The organism is Clostridium celatum DSM 1785 (genome assembly GCF_000320405.1).
Lineage (GTDB): Bacteria > Bacillota > Clostridia > Clostridiales > Clostridiaceae > Clostridium > Clostridium celatum.
Window position 1 is genome coordinate 23,950 of sequence record NZ_KB291655.1, and the last position, 18,798, is coordinate 42,747.

Genomic DNA, 18,798 nt, shown 5'->3' on the forward strand with positions numbered 1-18,798 from the left:
TTAATATTTATTAATTATAGAGGCAAGTTTATTATTTCTCTTTAAATCTTATATCTATTTTACATTTTCTAATTACCTTTTAGGTGGACAATTAAATTCAACATAAATATTAGCAAGAGTTCTATTAATAAAATCATTTGTAATGTAAGCATTATCAGAAAATAACAATCCATAATCACTATAAAATCTACTTAGCATAAGAATAATATAAAAATTAGTTATACTTATATCTATAACTCCAGTATAAAACGGAATAACTGCACTAGAATTTGAAATTAAATAAGTCAATGAAGGAATGAATGAACTGCTGAATTCATAATTATTTTCCATAATTTCTTTTATAAATTTATCTGCATTTTTATCATCATGAATTTTTATATTACTGTTATATTGAATATTTCCTTTCTCTACCTCATTAATATATAAGCCTATAATAAAACAATATAAATCTATTTGTAAGTTTCCATTAACCTTATTATTAAATGTTAGTGGATTTAAATAATTATATTCTTCTGTTGCAAGTCTTGAGTAATTATAACTCAAAAATAAATATAATCTATTGATATTTCTATAAACTACTTTACCATCCTTGACTAATGGATTAACACTACCCAAAAACTTTGCACATGGAGGAACACTATAATCATCAAATCTATTACAATAATTTTTACATTTTTTCTTCTTCTTAGCCAAAATATAGCCCTCCAAAATTAATATACACTATCTTATGATTTTAACAGAACAAAAGACACCTACAAAAATATTAGCCCATGTAGAAGTTTTACTACATGGGCTAATATTATATATCTAAATATCCTCTGCAAACTGGCTATTATATAGAGATTCATAGAATCCACCTTTTGCCATTAACTCTTTATGATTTCCTTGTTCTATTATATTTCCATCTTTTATTACTAATATTAAATCTGCACTTTTTATAGTAGATAATCTATGAGCTATAACGAAGCTTGTTCTTCCTTTCATTATATTTTGCATAGCTTTTTGTAGCATAAGTTCTATTCTTGTATCTACTGAACTTGTTGCTTCATCTAATATTAATATTGCAGGATCAGAAATTATAGCTCTTGCTATAGTTAAAAGTTGCTTTTCACCTTGAGATATATTAGATGCCTCTTCATTTAAAAACATATTATATCCATCAGGAAGAGTTTTAATAAAATGATGTACATTAGCTATTTTAGCAGCTTCCACTACTTCTTCCTTTGTAGCTTCAAACCTACCGTACTTTATGTTATTTTCTATAGTTCCATTAAATAGCCATGTATCTTGAAGTACCATACCAAACATACTACGTAAATCCTCACGTGTCATATCTCTTATATCTACTCCATCTATTTTAATTGCTCCACCTTTAAGCTCATAAAATCTCATTAATAAATTTATTAATGTAGTTTTACCTGCTCCTGTAGGCCCAACTATAGCTACCATTTGACCAGCCTTAACTTCTGCATTTAAATCATGAATTAAGATTTTATCATCACTATATCCAAATCGTACATGTTCAAATGAAACATTTCCTTTTGGATTTTCTAATTTAACAGAATCACTCTTATCTGCGCTTTGTTCTTCCTCTTCTAAGAATTCAAATACTCTATCTACTGCTGCAAAAGCTGATTGTATAGCTGAAGATAATTGTGTTACTTGAGATAAAGGCTGATTTATTTGCCATATATATCTTATAAATGCTTGAAGATTACCAACAGTAATTCCTCCTCCAATTGATATTATAGCCCCCATTATACCTACTGCTGCTATTCCTAGATAACAAACTAATGATACTAAAGGCCCCATTGTACTTGATATAAATTGTGCTTTAAATCCAGCTTTTTGAAGCTTATTATTAATGTCAATAAATTCTTCAACTGCATCATCTTCTTTTCCATATAGCTTTATTTCATTAAATCCAGTAAACATTTCTTGAACAGTTCCATTTAATTTACCTAAAGCATCTTGTTGTGCTTTAAAATATCCTTGTGATTTGCTTACTACTATTTTTGATACTATAAAGCTAAGTGGAATTATAAGCATTGCTACTAATGCCATTTTAAAATTTATGATAAACATCATTGTAAGTGCTAAAACAACTGATAATATAGAATTTACAACTTGGCTTAAACTTTGTTGAAGTGCATTTGAAATAGTATCTATATCATTAGTAATTCTACTTAATACATCACCATAACTATTACTATCAAAATAACTAACTGGAAGTTTTCTAATTTTATTTTGCACTGAATTTCTTAAATCTCTCATACTATTTTGAATAGCATTAGTTAATAAAAAGCTTGAACCATAAGTTGCAAGTGTATTTCCTAAATATACACAAAATAATACTACTAATACTTTTATTATATATTTAAAATTAACTGTAGCTCCTTCAATTCCTTTTATTAAGTCAAAAGAATCATTAGTAAGCTGAGTTATTATAAGTCCTTCTACTGATGGTGCAAGTGCTGTAAACACTGCAGCTATAATAATTAATAATATAGCTGTAATAAATCCTATTTTATAAGGCTTAACAAAAGGAGTAATTTTTTTCATTGAATTTAAAATCTTTTTCATTATGCCAATTCCTCCTCTGTAAGTTGTGATAATGCTATTTCTTTATATATTGGACATGTTTTTAATAATTCTTTATGTTTGCCAGCTCCAACAACTTCACCTTCATTCAGAACTATAATTTTATCTGCATCCATAATAGAACCTATTCTTTGTGCCACAATTAATACAATTGAACTAGTTGTTTCCTTTTTTAATGTTGCTCTTAAAATAGCATCTGTTTTAAAATCAAGAGCTGAAAAGCTATCATCAAATATATATATTTCTGGCTTTCTAACTAAAGCTCTTGCTATTGATAATCTTTGCTTTTGTCCACCAGAAACATTTGATCCACCTTCACCTATTGGCTCATCAAACTTCTTTTCTTTCTTTGTAATAAAATCATAAGCTTGCGCAACTTTTGAACTTTCAACTACTTCGTTATGAGTTGCATGTGGTTTTCCAAACTTAATATTACTTTTTATACTTCCTTTAAATAAAAGTGTTTTTTGTCTTATAAATCCTATTTTTTTACGAAGCGCTTTAATATCAAAATCTCTTACATCTACTCCATCTATCTTTATGTTACCTTCTGTAACATCATAAAATCTTGGAATAAGATTTATTAGAGTTGATTTACCACTACCTGTACTTCCTATAAATGCTATAGTTTCTCCTTTTTTAGCTTTAAAAGAAACATTTTTTATTACAGGCTCTTCTCCATCTGGATAAGTAAATGTAACATTATTAAACTCTAAAGTACCTTCATTATTAGTTTCAGTAACTCCATTTGCTGGATTTTTTATTAATATTTCAGAATCTAAAACTTCTTGTATTCTTTCTGCAGAAACCTGTGCTCTTGGATACATAACAAAGACATTTGAAAATAACATTAAAGAAAACATAGCATGGAATAAATATTCAATAAATGCTACTAATTGTCCAACTTGCAATGTACCTATATTAATCATTTTACTTGCAATCCAAAATAAAACTATTATAGCTAAATTTAGAAATAAGAAAAAACTTGGCTGAGCAATTGACATTAACTTAAATAGCTTTTTTGAGATAACTGCATATTCATTATTTGCCTTATTAAATCTTTCAGCTTCATAATTATCATTACCAAAGGCTCTTATAACTCTTATTCCAGTTAAGTTTTCCCTTGAAATTCTATTTAGTTTATCTAAATTCTTTTGTTGAGTTTGAGACCATGGATGAGAAGTTTTTGCTATTGCAAATACTCCTAAAACTATTAATGGTAATGTAACTACTAGTATTAACGATAACTTTACATTTGTCTTTAATATCATAAATAGACTTAAAACAAACATTACTGGACATATCATTGCCATCCTTAAAATAGTATTAGTAAATTGCATAACTTGAAATGCATCGTTTGTAGTTCTTGTAATCATTGAAGATATCCCAAACTTATCATACTCACTATGAGAAAATGCTTGTGCTTTTTTAAAAATATCATTTCTTATATCTCTTACAACACTTGTCGATATTTTTGCAGAAGTATATCCTAAAAGTATACTTCCCATAACACCTAAGATTGATATAGCTACAATTATTATTCCCATTTTCTTTATATAGCTTATATCATTATAAGCTATACCCTTGTCTATTACATTTGCCATTATAGTTGGTATTCCAAGCTCAACTAAGGCAAATCCAAGTACACCTAAAAGATTTAATAATATAAATCCCTTATATCTTTTTAAATACGTTAAAATCAAATTCAATCTTATCTTCCTCCCTTTTTCAAATTTAGTATCATTTCAAATTTCCTTATTTTACTACAATAAAGATTTTAATTTTACCATTAATCTTATTTTGCATCAATAATTTTTTTTTAACCGCAGCGCGCCTGCGGGGCAACCCGAATTTTGCAAATGCAAAAGAATCAGTAACCTTAGTTACCGATTCTTTTATTTAAATTTCAATTTTAAGACTTATACTCTTCTAATATCTATATACCATTTCTATCATTTTTCTTTTTAAGTAAAGCATTAGTATCAATACCTTGAACCTTTGGCTTTTCTTGTTTCTTTTCTTTTTTTGATCTAGTGTTTTTCTCTTTCTTGCTTTCATTAGCTACTTCTTTTAAATCAGCTACTTTTTCATATTTGTTTTCTACTTTAACTTCCTTTTCCATAGCTAACTCTTCACTAATACTATCTTTTTTCTTAAGTTTCTTTTTCTTATTTTTATTATCTTTATTTTTAATAAACTTAGAAAAATCTAAGTTTAGTCTTCTATAAGCTATATCAAATAAAAATAGTATTAATGCTAATATAATAAGTGGAATAGTTAAATTTATTTTTCTATACTCCTTATCTAAAGTACTAGTAAATACTTCTTCAACTTTATTTATAAAGGCTCCATTTGTTTCTTTCACTAATGTATCTAATTTAATACTATTGGTATTAAACTTGTATTCATCTGAATATTTAAGTGCAAATGCACCTTTATAAGTACTCTTTATATTATTTCCTTCTTGTTCTCTTACACTAAAGTTATAAAATCCTAATGAACTTAATGGTATATTAGCTTCAAATTTTCCTGGCTCACTTTGAGTTAACGTAAACTCTCCTTCTGTACCATCTTCACCATTATAAACTCCAGTTACAGTTGTATTAGAAGTTATATTATCATTATAAAATTCCACTTTAGCTTCATTACCATCTTGAGTAATTGATAAATGTCCCTCTTCCCCATAAGAAGGTATTGCATAATAAACTATATTCTTTATTAATTGTGGCCCATATTCCCAATTTAAATAGTTTTTACTCCAGCTTCCATCTACATCACTTGTAAAGCTTACAGTTTTTCCTATTCCATATTGTCTTACTGCAAGTATTGGCTCATCTCTATTAGAACTTAAAATTTCAATAGCATCATCCTTTAATGATGTTCCTATATATCCAAGTAAACTTGGAATTCCTTCTGAGGTTTTAACTCCTGCAAGAACTTCATGACTACTTACTATACTTGGTGTAAATTCTTCATTTATTATATAAGTTCCTGCCGATAATAATACTTCTTGAGCAAATATTCTTGGTATATCAGTGAAGATATCAGTGTAATAGCTTCTTCCATGTCCAGCTGCAGCTAAATCACTTAATAAACTTTGATTTGAATCTCCACCTACTGCTACTGTTGATAAAGTTATATTATCTGCATTAAACTTATTTAAAAGAACTTCATAAGTTGAATAAGGTACAGAATCTTGTCCATCCGTTAAAAGAATAGTATGCTTTATTTTTGCATCACTTTCTCTTTGAAGATTATATCCATTTTCTAGCGCTGGATATATTGATGTACCTCCTCTTATTTGTATTCCTGAAATAAGCCCTTTTATATAATCTTTATCTGTAACCTTTTGAGTAGGTACTACTACATCATAAGTATCATCAAAGGCTATTACTGATATATCATCTATTTCTCTTAAGTTATCTACAGCCTTCATTGCTGCTTCTTTTGCAAGTGTAAGCTTACTTACTCCTCCACCTTCAGCACTCATACTTCCTGACTTATCAATAATTAAGTTAATACTTATAGATGGAACTTCGTTTTTCCCTTTCTTATCCATGTTTACAGGAAGTATAGTTTCTAAGGAAGTATCTTTATACCCTCCAAGAGCGTAAGCATCTTCTCCACCAAAAGTTACAACTCCACCACCATATTCCTTAACATAGCTTTCTATATTATTCATAAACCCAGTAGTTAAATCATCTTTATGAACATTGTTTAATACTATAGTTTTATATTCTAAAAGTTCATTTAAAGTACTTGGAGAAGAAGCTGGATAAATAGTTTTTATATTTGCTCCACCATTTTTTAATATTTCTTCAAGTGCAGTAGCATCACCTTTTACTCCATTTATTATTAAAATATTAGGTTTATCTACTACATTAGTATACGCACTATATTCATTGTTTACCTTATTTGTATCACCATTTGCTTCTACTGTAACTCTATAACTTTTAAATCCCCCACTATTTTGAACATCCCTAAAAACAAAGGAATTACTTCCTTTTTTCACTTGAACTTCTTGCTCTCCAACCTTTTCTCTTCCACTAAAAAGTGTAAGCTTAGCTGAAGTTTCATAATTTGATTCTAAGTCTATTTGTACCGCAAACTCTTCTCCTACAGATATATTGTCTGGCACAGTAACATTGTCTACATAAACTTCATTACCTGTTTGGCCTGTTACCTTATATACCTTTAAATCTATATTTTCTGCATTAATTAGCGGAATAGACTTTAAAATATCACCTTTATTTTCTTCTCCATCAGTTATAAGAACTATTCTTTTTGACGTACCATCTTCAAATAATGTTATAGCACTTTCAACTACTGACTGTATATTAGTTGCCGTATTTATAGGACTTTCATTTAATCCCTTATACTGCTTATTATCTATAATTTTATCTATTTTTGAATTATCTCCAAATAATATTACTCCTGCTTTATTTCCCCTTGGCATTATTTCTAAAGCACTTTTTATAAAGCTTTCTCCACTACTTTTAAAAGAACTTATACTTTCCGATACATCTAATAAAAATACTGTAGAAATATTTTTCCCCTTAATACTTACTGTTATATTGGCAAAAGATAAGGTTAAAAGAGTAAATATTATTATTCTACTTATAAGTATTAAAAAGTCATTTTTACTGCTATTTTTAAATTTTCTTATACTGTAGTACATAAAGGAGATAATTATTGGAATTAAAATTAAAAAATATAAGTTTTCTATATAAAATTTCACTTTTTATCTCCTCCTAATTACCTTTCTTATATAATATCCATTCAATTGCCACTACTATCATTGCAAGTAATATAAATAATGGCCCTAAATTAATTCCGCTTTTTAGCTGACCTTTTGAAGTTATTATATTTTCATTTTCTCCAATAGTTTGAACTGAAGTATTACTTTCACTTTTGCTTGGAAAATTAACAGCAAAGCTTTCTTTAGTTTCATTTTGATTTAACTTATATACACCTAAGTATTTACTACTATTTACTTCTTCACCAGCTTTTAAGTTTTCTATATCTCCATTTGGATAAACTACTTTTATTTCATTTTCATAATCTGATGATTTTAATACTATTTTTTCCCCTGATTTAAAATTACTACTATACACCATACCTGTAGAAATTAAATCTTCCCCAAGCTCATACATAAGTATTGGAAACTCTTTTTTAAGCGCAAAATCACTATTATGTAAATCAAATGATAAAGCTGCTATTTTTCTATCATTTAATTCACCCTTAAATCCAATAGAATCATTATCTATAGTTAAAATATTTTTACCATAATAAGGAGTTTCAATGATATTATAATTTGATAAAGTAAATTGAGTACCTTCTAAATATGTTGAAACTTCACCTTTAACTGCTGTAGCTTCACCTAATTCTCCACCTTTTAAAACATTAAAAAGCTCATTAGAACTAGGATTTATAAATAATAAACTTCCTTTTGTAGGGATGCTCTCTGGCATTAAATTATCAAATACATAAAGATCATAATCATCTGTACTAGTTATATTGGATGGATCATTTGTTTTATAAACTTCTGTATTTTCAATTGCTCCAAAGGCTTTTTCTAAAAATACATTTTCTTTTGTTATTAATAATACTTTATTTATCTTATTTTCACTTATAACATGATAATAGGTGTTATCTTCTACTAGTATATCTTTTCTTGATAACTCACCTTTTAAATATTCACTATTTATATTATCAAGTTCAAAAGATAAAGTTATGCTTTCACCTACTTGTAAGTTTACTGCTTCTACTTTTGATAATTCATCTCCTTCATATAATGAAAAATCCCCTTCATATACACTATCTCCATTATTAGTTACAGTAGCTATAACCTTAACCTTGTCTTCTATAAACTTATGAGAAATGTTATCTATAGAACCATTTAATCCACTATTAGCTAAGTAAATTATCTTTCCATTTATATCTTGAAGTGATATTTCTTTATCTGTAAAAATTAAAGCTTCATATTCTTCTCCAATACCTTCTCCTATTGCTTTAACAAAAGATGTTACCTCACTAATATCACCACTTGCATAACTTGGCATTATATTATCAATAATACTTCTTGCCTTATCTTTATTAAAATCTCCATTTAAAAGTAAGTTTGAAGTATTGTCATAAGAAATTATATAGGTATTAGTACCATCCTTAATACCATTTAAGTATTCCTTGGCCAATTCCTTACCTTGCTCTAACCTACTTTTATCATCATATAAAGTATTCATACTAGCACTATTATCTATTACCATAATAATATTTTTGTATGACTTTCCACCAAAGTTCAAGAAAGGTTTCATAAGAGCTAAAATTATAAATAATATTATTATAATTTGTAATAATAGCATTATATTCTTTTTAAACTTTTCCCATGGCGTATTTGCTCTAGTATTTTTATAAACGTCCTTCCATAATAAAGATGAAGATATTACCTCTTCTTTATACTTTCTCTTTAATATATAAAGCATTATTACTGGAGGAATAGTTAATAACAAAAATAACGGCCATAAATTAGTAAACCCCATAATATCCTCCCCCTAATAAAGTACTTTTCGCTTGCTAAATTCACTTAATATTATTTCTTCTATATTCATAGATGAATTAACACTTATAAGCTTTCCACCATACTTTTTAGCTAAAGCTTCTACTTTCTCATTATAAATTTTTAGTGTTTCTTTATATTCGTTAATAAGTGCTGGTGTTACACTAAGCTTTATATTTTCTCCTGTTTCACTATCTATAAGTGTAATTTCATTATTAAAATCCGGATTAATTTCTTCATCACACAAAACCTGCACTAAAATTATTTCTTGCTTCTTATATGCTAAATATTTTAGTCCATCTTCTAAACTTTCTAACCCTTCATTATTTAAAAAATCCGATACTACTATGGATATCCCTCTCATACTTAAAGGTCTTTTCTTAATACTAGAGCTTAAATCTGTTGTTCCATCAAACTTTATCTTTTCTAAATCCATTAATATTTTTTGAAAGCCTCTATTTCCTGTGCTTGTTTTTATATTTTCTAAACTACCATCATTCATAGTGCTTATATTAACTCTATCTAAATTATTTAAAGCAATATAACTTAAAGCTGCTACTATTTTTAAAGCTGTATTTTTTTTATTGTCTTTTCCATAATCCATCGATTTACTTTTATCAATAAAAAAGTTAAATACACCTTCCCTTTCTTCCATAAAGACTTTTATAAAAAATTTATCAAACCTGCTATAAGCATTCCAATCTATTCTTCTAAAATCATCTCCTGGTGCATATTCTCTATAATCTGAAAACTCTACAGATACACCTTTTGCTTTAGATTTTCTTCCACCTTGAGTACCACCACTAAGTTTGAAATTTATATACATATTAATTTTATTAAGCTTTTTAAAGAAGTCTTCATTAAACATCTTTTCACTCATTTTTTACACTACCTTTAACTCTTCTAATATTTTAGAAATAATAGTTTCTTCATTTAATCCTTCTGTTATTGCATCAAAGTTTAAAACCAATCTATGTCTAAGTACTGGATAAGCAAGTTCTTTTATATCATCAAAAGATACATTAAATCTTCCTTCCATAACAGCTCTAACTTTTGCACCTGCAATAATTCCTTGTGCTGCTCTTGGACTAGCTCCTGCTTCTAAATACTCCTTAGCTATTTGTGCTCCAGCTTCTATTTCTGGATGTGTTGCAAGTATTAGCTTTAATGCATATTCCTTAACTGGCTCTGCAATTTTAACTTCTTTAATAATATCTCTAAGCTCTAATATTTCATTTCCTTCTAATACATTTTCTAAATTAACTTTATTATTAGTTAAAGTTAAATCCATAATTTCCTTTAGTTCATCTAAACTAGGAAATTCTACATTAAGCTTAAATAAAAATCTATCAATTTGTGCTTCTGGAAGAGGGTATGTTCCTTCCTGCTCTATTGGATTTTGAGTTGCAAGCACCATAAATGGCTTTGGCATTTCATAAGTCTTTTTACCTACAGTTACTGTTTTTTCCCCCATTGCTTCTAAAAGTGCTGATTGAGTTTTAGGTGTTGCTCTATTAATTTCATCTGCTAGTAAAAGATTTGTAAATACAGGCCCTTTTTCAAATCTAAATACTGTATTATCATTTTCCTTTACTACAATATTAGTTCCAACTACATCTGCTGGCATTAAATCTGGTGTAAACTGTATTCTTGAAAAATCTAAATTTAAGACTTTTCCTATTGTTTTAACTAATTGAGTTTTACCCATTCCTGGCATACCTTCTAATAGCACATTTCCTTCTGCAAATATTGCTATTAAAACATTTCTTATAATATCCTTTTGACCTATTATACCCTTGCTTATTTCCTCTTCACATCTCTTTATTTTTTCTGCAACTTTTATTATTGATTGTTCATTTATTTCCATAATGTTCACCTCTTATATACTCCAACATATCATTTTAATTTAATCCTTCAAAATAATTCTTAATTAAATCTTTTAAACTTTGTGGTAAATTACTATTATTAGCGCCTTCTAAAGCACTATTGCTATAATCACCAATTACCTTATCATAATCTACCTTTTCACCGCTTATATTAAGGCCATTTTCAGTTTCTATTTGCTGCGAATTTCCATCTTCATTTTTATTTCCAGTAAGGTTATTATCACTACCTTCATTTCTTCCTGGAATATATATTTGTTCTCCTGGATTGTTTTCTAAATCATTTTCATGCCCAGTTGTACTACCAGTATTCCAACCTGCTCCTCCTTGGCCACCGCCACTTCCTGATCCACTTCCCGATCCTTGCCCTTGACCAGCTCCAGAACCTTGGCCAGATCCACTTCCTTGTCCTTGTCCTGAACCACTTCCTTGGTTATTTCCTTGACTTTGATTATTATTTGATTGTTGATTACTTGAATTATTACTTGTTCCATTACTATTATTCACTGAATTTGTAATAGCCTGTGATAAGCTTTCTGCATCAATATTTTTATCTAAAACTGCACTTGAAGCATTTTTTAATGCCTCTTGTAAATCCTCATCACTTATATCTAAAGCCGCATTTTTTAAAGCTTCTGAAAGAGCACTTAATTCTGAACTACTCATTGTTGATAATTTATTTTCTAGCTCTTTTAATTCTTTATTTACTGCCTCTTCATCTCCCTTTAATATAGCTTCACCTAAATCCTTACTTTCTTCTTTTTTCATTAATTCATTTACTAATTTATTAACATCTTTTTTTGCATTAGTCTCTTTTTCTTTGTTGAAATCATCTAATAAGTCTTTTTTAGTTTTTTCTAAAGTTTCCTTTGCTTTATCTGAAGATAATTTTTCCTTTTTATCTTCCAGCTTCTTTTCTAATCTCTCTAAGGTTTTATTTATTTCAGACTGCTTTTCACTTTCTTTTAATTCTTTTTCTGCCTCTTCTAGAATCTTTTTAATCTCTTCTTTTTCTATATCTGATAAATCCTCTGATTTTTCTATTTCATTCTTTTCTTTTTCAACTTTTTCTATTATTGCATTTTGCATTTTATTAAATTCTCTTATATTTTTTGCATTTTTTCTTGATGCTGTTGGCACAAACATAACTAAAATACACATTAATATAAGCCCTAAAGATAATAATACTTGTTTTTTATCTATACTAATTCTTAAATTCTTTTTAATATTAAAGTTTTTAATTTTATCTACTGTATCCTTCTTTTGAGCTATTGCTATATTATCCTCACAGTTTATAAGCTCTAATGATGTAATAAGCCTTTCATTTAATCCCTTTGAATCTACAATTAAAGAAACTTTCTCTTTGTTTGGAGCCTTTATAACTCCATATATTAAAGCAATTATTAATCCCACCACTAATATCCCTAAAGAAATTTCTTCTACATATGGAATTGTTATAAATAGTGATATTAATAGTAAGCTAAATATTAAGCATAGTAGCATCTTTAATGCCACTATGCTCAAATTTATTAAGAAGTTTGCTTTAATTCTTTTAGATGCTTTATTTATAAAATCTAAAATAGCTTTATCTAAAGAATTCATATTACTACTCCTTTACTTTTTTAGATTTTTTTCTAAAATTCTTATTAAGTGGATTAAGCTTAATAGCTGCTAAATATATAAATATTGCTGAAAGAACTAATTGTACTACTATAGAAATATATTCAGTATTTTGATTCATTCCAAGTTCAATTAACATATAATTAAATTCTGCCCCTAATCCCACTTGATTTATAAGCAAGCTTGCAAAGCCAGCTACTGGACTTAAATAAACTATTGGTGAAACCTTAGGCATATCGCTTATCATTGTTCCACTAGAACTTAATTTCATCATTGAAATAATAAATATTGCCCAGGCAATAACTATTATTCCTACATAAATAAATAATACTAATCCATAACTTAATGCGGTTGCTACCTTTGATGTTTTTACATATGTTGATACAAAAACCCCTATAGAGCCTACAAATATTGTATTTACTATAAAGAATATTATAAGTTCTATAATATTGCTTAATTTCACGCCTCCTATTAATGAACATATTGCATATAAAGGCATTGTACATATTATAAGTACTATGACTCTTAATGATGAAGCAAAAACTTTTCCAACTATAATTTGAAGTGGCGTTAATTTTGATGATAGTAATATATCTAAAGTTTGTTTTTCACGTTCTGAACATATTGCTGTTGATGTTAATGATGGTACTATAAACATTAATAGTACAGCTTGACCAATAGCCATTACTACATAAAACATAACTGATGATTGTAGGTTTAATCCGTTAACAAAAACCTCTGAATTCAATGAGTTATAGTAAATTACTGCTGCAACTGATAATATTGCTATATATGCAAATATCATTAATGTAAATTTTATACTTCTTACTGCAAGCTTGCTTTCATTTCTTAAAACTGGATTTAATCTCACTATTTCTCCCCCCTACTCTTCATCACTATCTGCTGTTATTTGAATAAATACATCTTCTAAATTTCCAACTGATCTACTGTAATTTAAAACTGGTATATCTTTTAATACTAATGCTTTTAAAACATTACATACTTCAATATCATCTCCACTTACACTTGCAGTTATCTTATTACCATCAACTTTAATATCAGAAATATTAGGTAATTCTTTTAATATTTTAATAGCCTCTTCTTCTTTATCCATAACAGTAAATACTATAGGGGATGCTCCTGCTGCCCTTGTCATAATTTCATCTACAGTTCCTTGACATACTATAGTTCCACCTTTAACTATTCCTATATTTGTACATACTTCTCCAAGTTCAGGTAATATATGAGATGAAACTATAATTGTTTTTCCCATATCCTTTAAATTTCTTAAAATCCCCTTCATTTCATATCTAGCCCTTGGATCCATCCCTGATGCTGGTTCATCTAAGATTAAAAGTTCTGGATTATGAACTAAACATCTTGCTAAACATAATCTTTGCTTCATACCTCTAGATAATCCATCAACATATGCATCAGCCTTATCCTTTAAATTAACAAGCTCTAATAAATCCATAGAAAGTTTTCTTGCATCTTCTCCTATAATTCCATAAATAGATGCATAAAACTCAAGATATTCAATTGCCTTTAAATTATCATAAACTCCAAAAAAGTCTGGCATATATCCAATTTTATCTTTTAATGCTCTATTGTTTTTTATAGCATCAATTCCATCAACATAAACCTCTCCACTGTCTGGTGATAAAAGTCCTGAAATAATTTTCATAGTAGTACTTTTTCCTGCCCCATTAGGTCCTATAAATCCAAATATTTCACCCTTTTTTATTTCTAAATTCAATCCATTTAAAGCTTTAAAATTGCCATAAGATTTTTCAAGATTTTTTATAACTAGCATTATTTCTCCACCCCTTTTACAACTATTTTAGGAGCCATACTATCTTCCTTATCTCTATTAACTTCAAGCTTTACTTTAATTACATTATTTAAAGTATAATTTGAAATTTCATCTACTTTATAGCTTCCTGATGATAATAAGAATTTTTCATATTCATTACTTTTGTAATTATAGATGTAATACTCACCATTTCTTCCATATTCATATCCCCATCTATCAGTTCCAACTTTAAAAGTAACCTCTTTAATATCTATATTTTCATCAATTTTATAATCAAAGATTACTTCTCCTTGTCCATAAACAAATCCATTATAACTATCAACATAAGCATTATTATCTAAAGAATTTAATTCTGGATTAAAATATCCTTCTGGGAAATTAATATTCCCTTCATCATCTTTAAAGTTTATACCTATATCTTGAATTATTGCTGTTGTATTAAATTTAGATACTGATTTTTTTCCTAAATTTAATCCATATTCTACAGGCATATCTGTTATTGCAATAATTTTTGAAATACTATTAAAATATTCATTACTACTTAATACATTTAATAAATTAGAATATCTTAAAACATATTTATACTTAGGATCATTTTCATCCTTGCTTTTATCCCATCTTGATTGATAGTATTCATCAGTCATAATTGATGAATAACTTTCTAAACCACTAGTACTTGAAGATTTTAAATTTTCTATTTTTATTTCTTCACCACTTTTTACTTGGCCTAAATCCCAAATATTATTACCTGTTACTACTAATAATCTATTAACGTCTGTGTCTAAATTGTTTTTTATACTACCATTTAAAGTGCCATCTTTTAAGTTAAAATCTCCTTCAAATTTAGGTATAAAAACTTCTTCTCCCTTTACTTTAAATGTTTTTATATCTGAAGCATCAGTATCTGAAAAAGTAAAGTAAGAATTATTATTACTATAAGTTGTCTTCACTCTTAATTTTGTTATTGATTCATTTCCAGCTTCTCCATAATAGTAATTATCACTATTTATATATTTCATTTCTAAATTTTCATCTTTTTCTATTACAAGATTATCTTTATACTTACTACCAATTCCTAAATAACCATTTACTTCACCTTTTCCATCTTCATTTACAGAAATAATATTTAAAGAGTTTAAAATTACATCATTTACTCTCATTTTCCCACCAATTAAGTAAATAAATATTGTAAAAGCAATTGCTAATACTGGTAGTATAACCCAAGTTAAATCTCTTCTTTTTACCATTTTTAAAACTAGATAAAGCACTATTCCTACTGTAATTGCATATATAGCTAGTATTATTACAACAGTAGTTGTGCTTAATATATTTTCTACTGGTATATAATTTAATATAGAATTAATTCCATAACTGTAATTCCAATAATTATTTTGAGTTATATTCTCATAAACTTTATCAAATATTGGAGTTAATATATTTTGCATTAGGCTACTTGCATCTTTAGAAGATATAAAAGGTTCTGTGCCTATATCAAAAGTAGTTATTAAAATTTCACCACTTCCCTTTTTCTTAGAATATACTAACTCTTGACCATTTTCTCCATATACTACATTTGCATCATCTATATTCAATGATGATAATATTAAATTTAAACTTTCATTTATTAACTTTACATTCTTCTCATTAGTTCCATTTGAAGAAATATTTAAAAAGCTTTTGTCTATATTATTTATAGTCTTACTCTCATTAGCTCCTGCTGATATTAATAATGTTCCTCCATTATTTACCCAAGTATTTAAAGCATCATATTGTTCTTTTTTTAAATTTGCCATATTATAATTATTTACTATTATTAAATCTAAACCATCAATATTTAAATAATTATTTCCTATAATATCTGAATTTAAATTAACAGTATTAATTTTTCCAGCTGTTGAATAAGAGGTATTAAAGGATATTTCTCCTAAATAACCTAATGCTGTTGCATCATCAGTTAATAGCCCTGTAAAAACATTTGCATCATTAATTCGCCCTGAAAAAAGTAATAATTCTTTTTCATAAACTACTTTATTATTATTAATTAAACATATAGTTCCTTTAGTTGAATTTTCAATAAACTTTACTGGAATTGATACATTTATATTTTCGCCTGCTTTAGCATTTACTTCTTTAGCATATGCATCATATCCACCTTGTGAATCACTAGCTACTCTTACCTCAATTTCTCCATTAAAATCTTCTGATAAATTCTCTACATTAATACCTATAGGCATATACTTTTGAGCTCTATATTTACCATCAATTCCATAATCTATAGTTACTTTATAATTACTATTCTTTTCATTTGCACTAACCTGTATATTAGGCATTATTAAGTTAAAAATAAAAATTAGTAATATATAGCTAAATATTTTTTTACTTTTTCCTTTTTTCATTAAGCTCCCCCATTTCACACTATTTGTTATTTATATACTTCATATTATATTTTACCCCATTTTTCCTTTATCTTCTTATTTTTTCCTTTAAGATTTTCTTAAAATTTTCTTACAATAAAAAAAAACAAAAAGTGATTATATAACATTTAATTAAGTTACATAATCACTTTTTGTCCAACTTTAACAAATAAATTTATTTTATTATTTATATAATTGCTTTTATCCTATTTTAATATTAGTCTTTTTTTAAATTTATGCACTTATAACCGGTAGGTTAATTTCCTTATGATAGCTTATTACCCTAATAGCTATTATAATTATTAAAGATATGAATTGAGCTGTTTCCAATCCTACCACTGGATAAATAAACCATAATATAGTTACACCTATAACTCCTGCAACACAATAAATATCATTTTTAAATATTTGTGGTTTTCTATTAGTTATAATATCTCTAAGTACTCCACCACCAACTCCAGTTATTCCAGCTACAAATGAAAAAACCATAAAATTATAATTACTTTCTATTGCCTTACTTGCTGCTGATACAAAAAATGCAGCTAATCCTAATGCATCAATAAACATAAATAAATTTTTATACTTAACTTTTCCTTTTAATATTATAGCAAGTAATGCTCCTGCTATAATAAATGGTATAGTTTTATAGCTAGTAAAAAATACCGGTATACCAACATTAGTAACTATATCTCTTAATACTCCTCCACCCATTGCTGTAATTATAGCTATTATATATATTCCAAAAATATCGAACTCTTCTTCTATAGCAACAATAGCTCCTGATACTGCAAAAGCAAAAACACCAATATACTCTAAAATAGCAATGTAGTCCAACTAAAATCCCCCTTAAAAATATAGATTAAGACTAATTATTAAAATAATTGCGCCTCTGTCTTTTTACCTGAAAGATTCTCTTACTACATTTAAGATTGCTTCGTCGGTGTCTTATATGAGCTTTCCAGAGTTTTCTCAAAATTTGGTCCTTTTGCCTGAGAGTTTGCCGCACTTTCCCCTTCGGCTCTGAATTAAAACAGTATCTCCCAAATTTATCAACGAAATACCTTTAAATTATAATAAAATCTTTTTATCAATTCAATATTTTTATATAAAATTTACTTAACTATTCATCACTACATACACATATAGAAGTTTGTAACTCTATATATTCTTCAACACTAAGCTCACTTAAATATTTATCATAATGTTCTTCTGAGCAAAATACTCCTATTTTATTATCTACATAATCCTTATTTAACTCTTTTTTGCAATACATACACTTTTTCATTTTTTATCTCTCCTTATCTTTAATTAAAATACTTTATCAGTTTGTAAATTAATTTGACTAATGTATTCAACTACTTTTAAACTTTATTATCTGCTGAAATCAATAATAAAAACCTATAAAGCAATAATTTTATTTCAAATAAATATGGCAAATGAAGATTTATATTTTCTAAGAAAATTTAATCTTTCATTTGCCATTACTAACATTACTTAAACAGCATTATTAAATTATTTACATTTCAAAACTTATGATTTATGCACAACTAATTTTCTGCTTATCGAGGGTTGCATATGAATCTAATAAGTTAATAATAAAATTTCTTGTATCCGTATCTAAATTTCTTGTACTTGATATGGATTTTACTGCAAACTTCTTAATTAAAAAGCTATATGCTAGCTCTCCTATAAATAATGCTGTGTTTGTCATTCTTGAATCATTTAATAATTCTTTAAACTCTATAGTTGTTCCTTTTATATATTCCTTTGCAATATTATAAACTTCATCAATACTAATTAATTTTAATACTACATCAATATCCTTATTTATTTTACTAACAAATTTATTAATTAAACTTATATAATTTTTCTCATGCTTTTCATTTACAAATTTTAAATTTTTCCCCATAA

14 protein-coding genes and 2 riboswitches are annotated in these 18,798 nt (G+C 27.2%); all 14 genes read right to left on the bottom strand.

The features are described from left to right. Nucleotides 1-72: 72 nt before the first annotated feature. Entirely contained in the window at nt 73-693 is a 621-nt protein-coding gene (locus HMPREF0216_RS10790; RefSeq protein ID WP_040419698.1) for a hypothetical protein, read from the bottom strand. A 114-nt stretch (nt 694-807) separates the two neighbouring features. Continuing rightward, the gene (locus HMPREF0216_RS10795; protein WP_005214128.1) at nt 808-2,583 is read right to left on the bottom strand and encodes an ABC transporter ATP-binding protein; all 1,776 of its coding nucleotides are present in this window, start codon (nt 2,581-2,583) and stop codon (nt 808-810) included. After that, nucleotides 2,583-4,310 carry an ABC transporter ATP-binding protein gene (locus HMPREF0216_RS10800; RefSeq protein WP_040419700.1) on the bottom strand — a complete coding sequence of 576 codons (1,728 nt, stop codon included), beginning with the start codon at nt 4,308-4,310 and terminating at the stop codon, nt 2,583-2,585. Before HMPREF0216_RS10800 ends, HMPREF0216_RS10795 begins: the two co-directional genes overlap by 1 nt. Nucleotides 4,311-4,537: 227 nt before the next feature. Continuing rightward, nucleotides 4,538-7,339 carry a VWA domain-containing protein gene (locus HMPREF0216_RS10805; RefSeq protein ID WP_040419702.1) on the bottom strand — a complete coding sequence of 934 codons (2,802 nt, stop codon included), beginning with the start codon at nt 7,337-7,339 and terminating at the stop codon, nt 4,538-4,540. Nucleotides 7,340-7,352: 13 nt separating this feature from the next. Beyond that, nucleotides 7,353-9,140, bottom strand: a complete 1,788-nt coding sequence (locus HMPREF0216_RS10810; RefSeq protein ID WP_005214133.1) for a vWA domain-containing protein — start codon at nt 9,138-9,140, stop codon at nt 7,353-7,355. Nucleotides 9,141-9,152: 12 nt separating this feature from the next. After that, nucleotides 9,153-10,037 (bottom strand): DUF58 domain-containing protein, encoded by an 885-nt coding sequence (locus HMPREF0216_RS10815; RefSeq protein ID WP_005214134.1) that lies wholly within the window; start codon nt 10,035-10,037, stop codon nt 9,153-9,155. Nucleotides 10,038-10,040: 3 nt separating this feature from the next. Then, nucleotides 10,041-11,024 carry an AAA family ATPase gene (locus HMPREF0216_RS10820; protein ID WP_005214135.1) on the bottom strand — a complete coding sequence of 328 codons (984 nt, stop codon included), beginning with the start codon at nt 11,022-11,024 and terminating at the stop codon, nt 10,041-10,043. Between the two features lie 34 nt (nt 11,025-11,058). Next, nucleotides 11,059-12,642 (bottom strand): hypothetical protein, encoded by a 1,584-nt coding sequence (locus HMPREF0216_RS10825; protein WP_005214136.1) that lies wholly within the window; start codon nt 12,640-12,642, stop codon nt 11,059-11,061. A 4-nt stretch (nt 12,643-12,646) separates the two neighbouring features. Next, nucleotides 12,647-13,531 carry an ABC transporter permease gene (locus HMPREF0216_RS10830; protein ID WP_005214137.1) on the bottom strand — a complete coding sequence of 295 codons (885 nt, stop codon included), beginning with the start codon at nt 13,529-13,531 and terminating at the stop codon, nt 12,647-12,649. A 12-nt stretch (nt 13,532-13,543) separates the two neighbouring features. Further along, entirely contained in the window at nt 13,544-14,473 is a 930-nt protein-coding gene (locus HMPREF0216_RS10835) for an ABC transporter ATP-binding protein (protein ID WP_005214138.1), read from the bottom strand. Further along, on the bottom strand, nt 14,473-16,869 hold the full coding sequence (locus HMPREF0216_RS10840) for a type 1 glutamine amidotransferase family protein (protein ID WP_040419705.1): 2,397 nt from the start codon (nt 16,867-16,869) through the stop codon (nt 14,473-14,475). Before HMPREF0216_RS10840 ends, HMPREF0216_RS10835 begins: the two co-directional genes overlap by 1 nt. 252 nt (nt 16,870-17,121) lie before the next feature. Beyond that, nucleotides 17,122-17,721: a trimeric intracellular cation channel family protein gene (locus tag HMPREF0216_RS10845; protein ID WP_005214140.1), complete on the bottom strand. Its 600-nt coding sequence runs from the start codon at nt 17,719-17,721 to the stop codon at nt 17,122-17,124. 53 nt (nt 17,722-17,774) lie between these two features. Further along, nucleotides 17,775-17,851: riboswitch (glycine riboswitch) on the bottom strand. Between the two features lie 3 nt (nt 17,852-17,854). Next, nucleotides 17,855-17,940: riboswitch (glycine riboswitch) on the bottom strand. A gap of 67 nt (nt 17,941-18,007) precedes the next feature. After that, a complete protein-coding gene (locus HMPREF0216_RS17350; protein WP_005214142.1) occupies nt 18,008-18,172 on the bottom strand; it encodes a hypothetical protein in 165 nt (54 codons plus the stop codon). Between the two features lie 252 nt (nt 18,173-18,424). Further along, entirely contained in the window at nt 18,425-18,796 is a 372-nt protein-coding gene (locus HMPREF0216_RS10850) for a hypothetical protein (RefSeq protein ID WP_005214143.1), read from the bottom strand. Between the last annotated feature and the right edge of the window lie 2 nt (nt 18,797-18,798).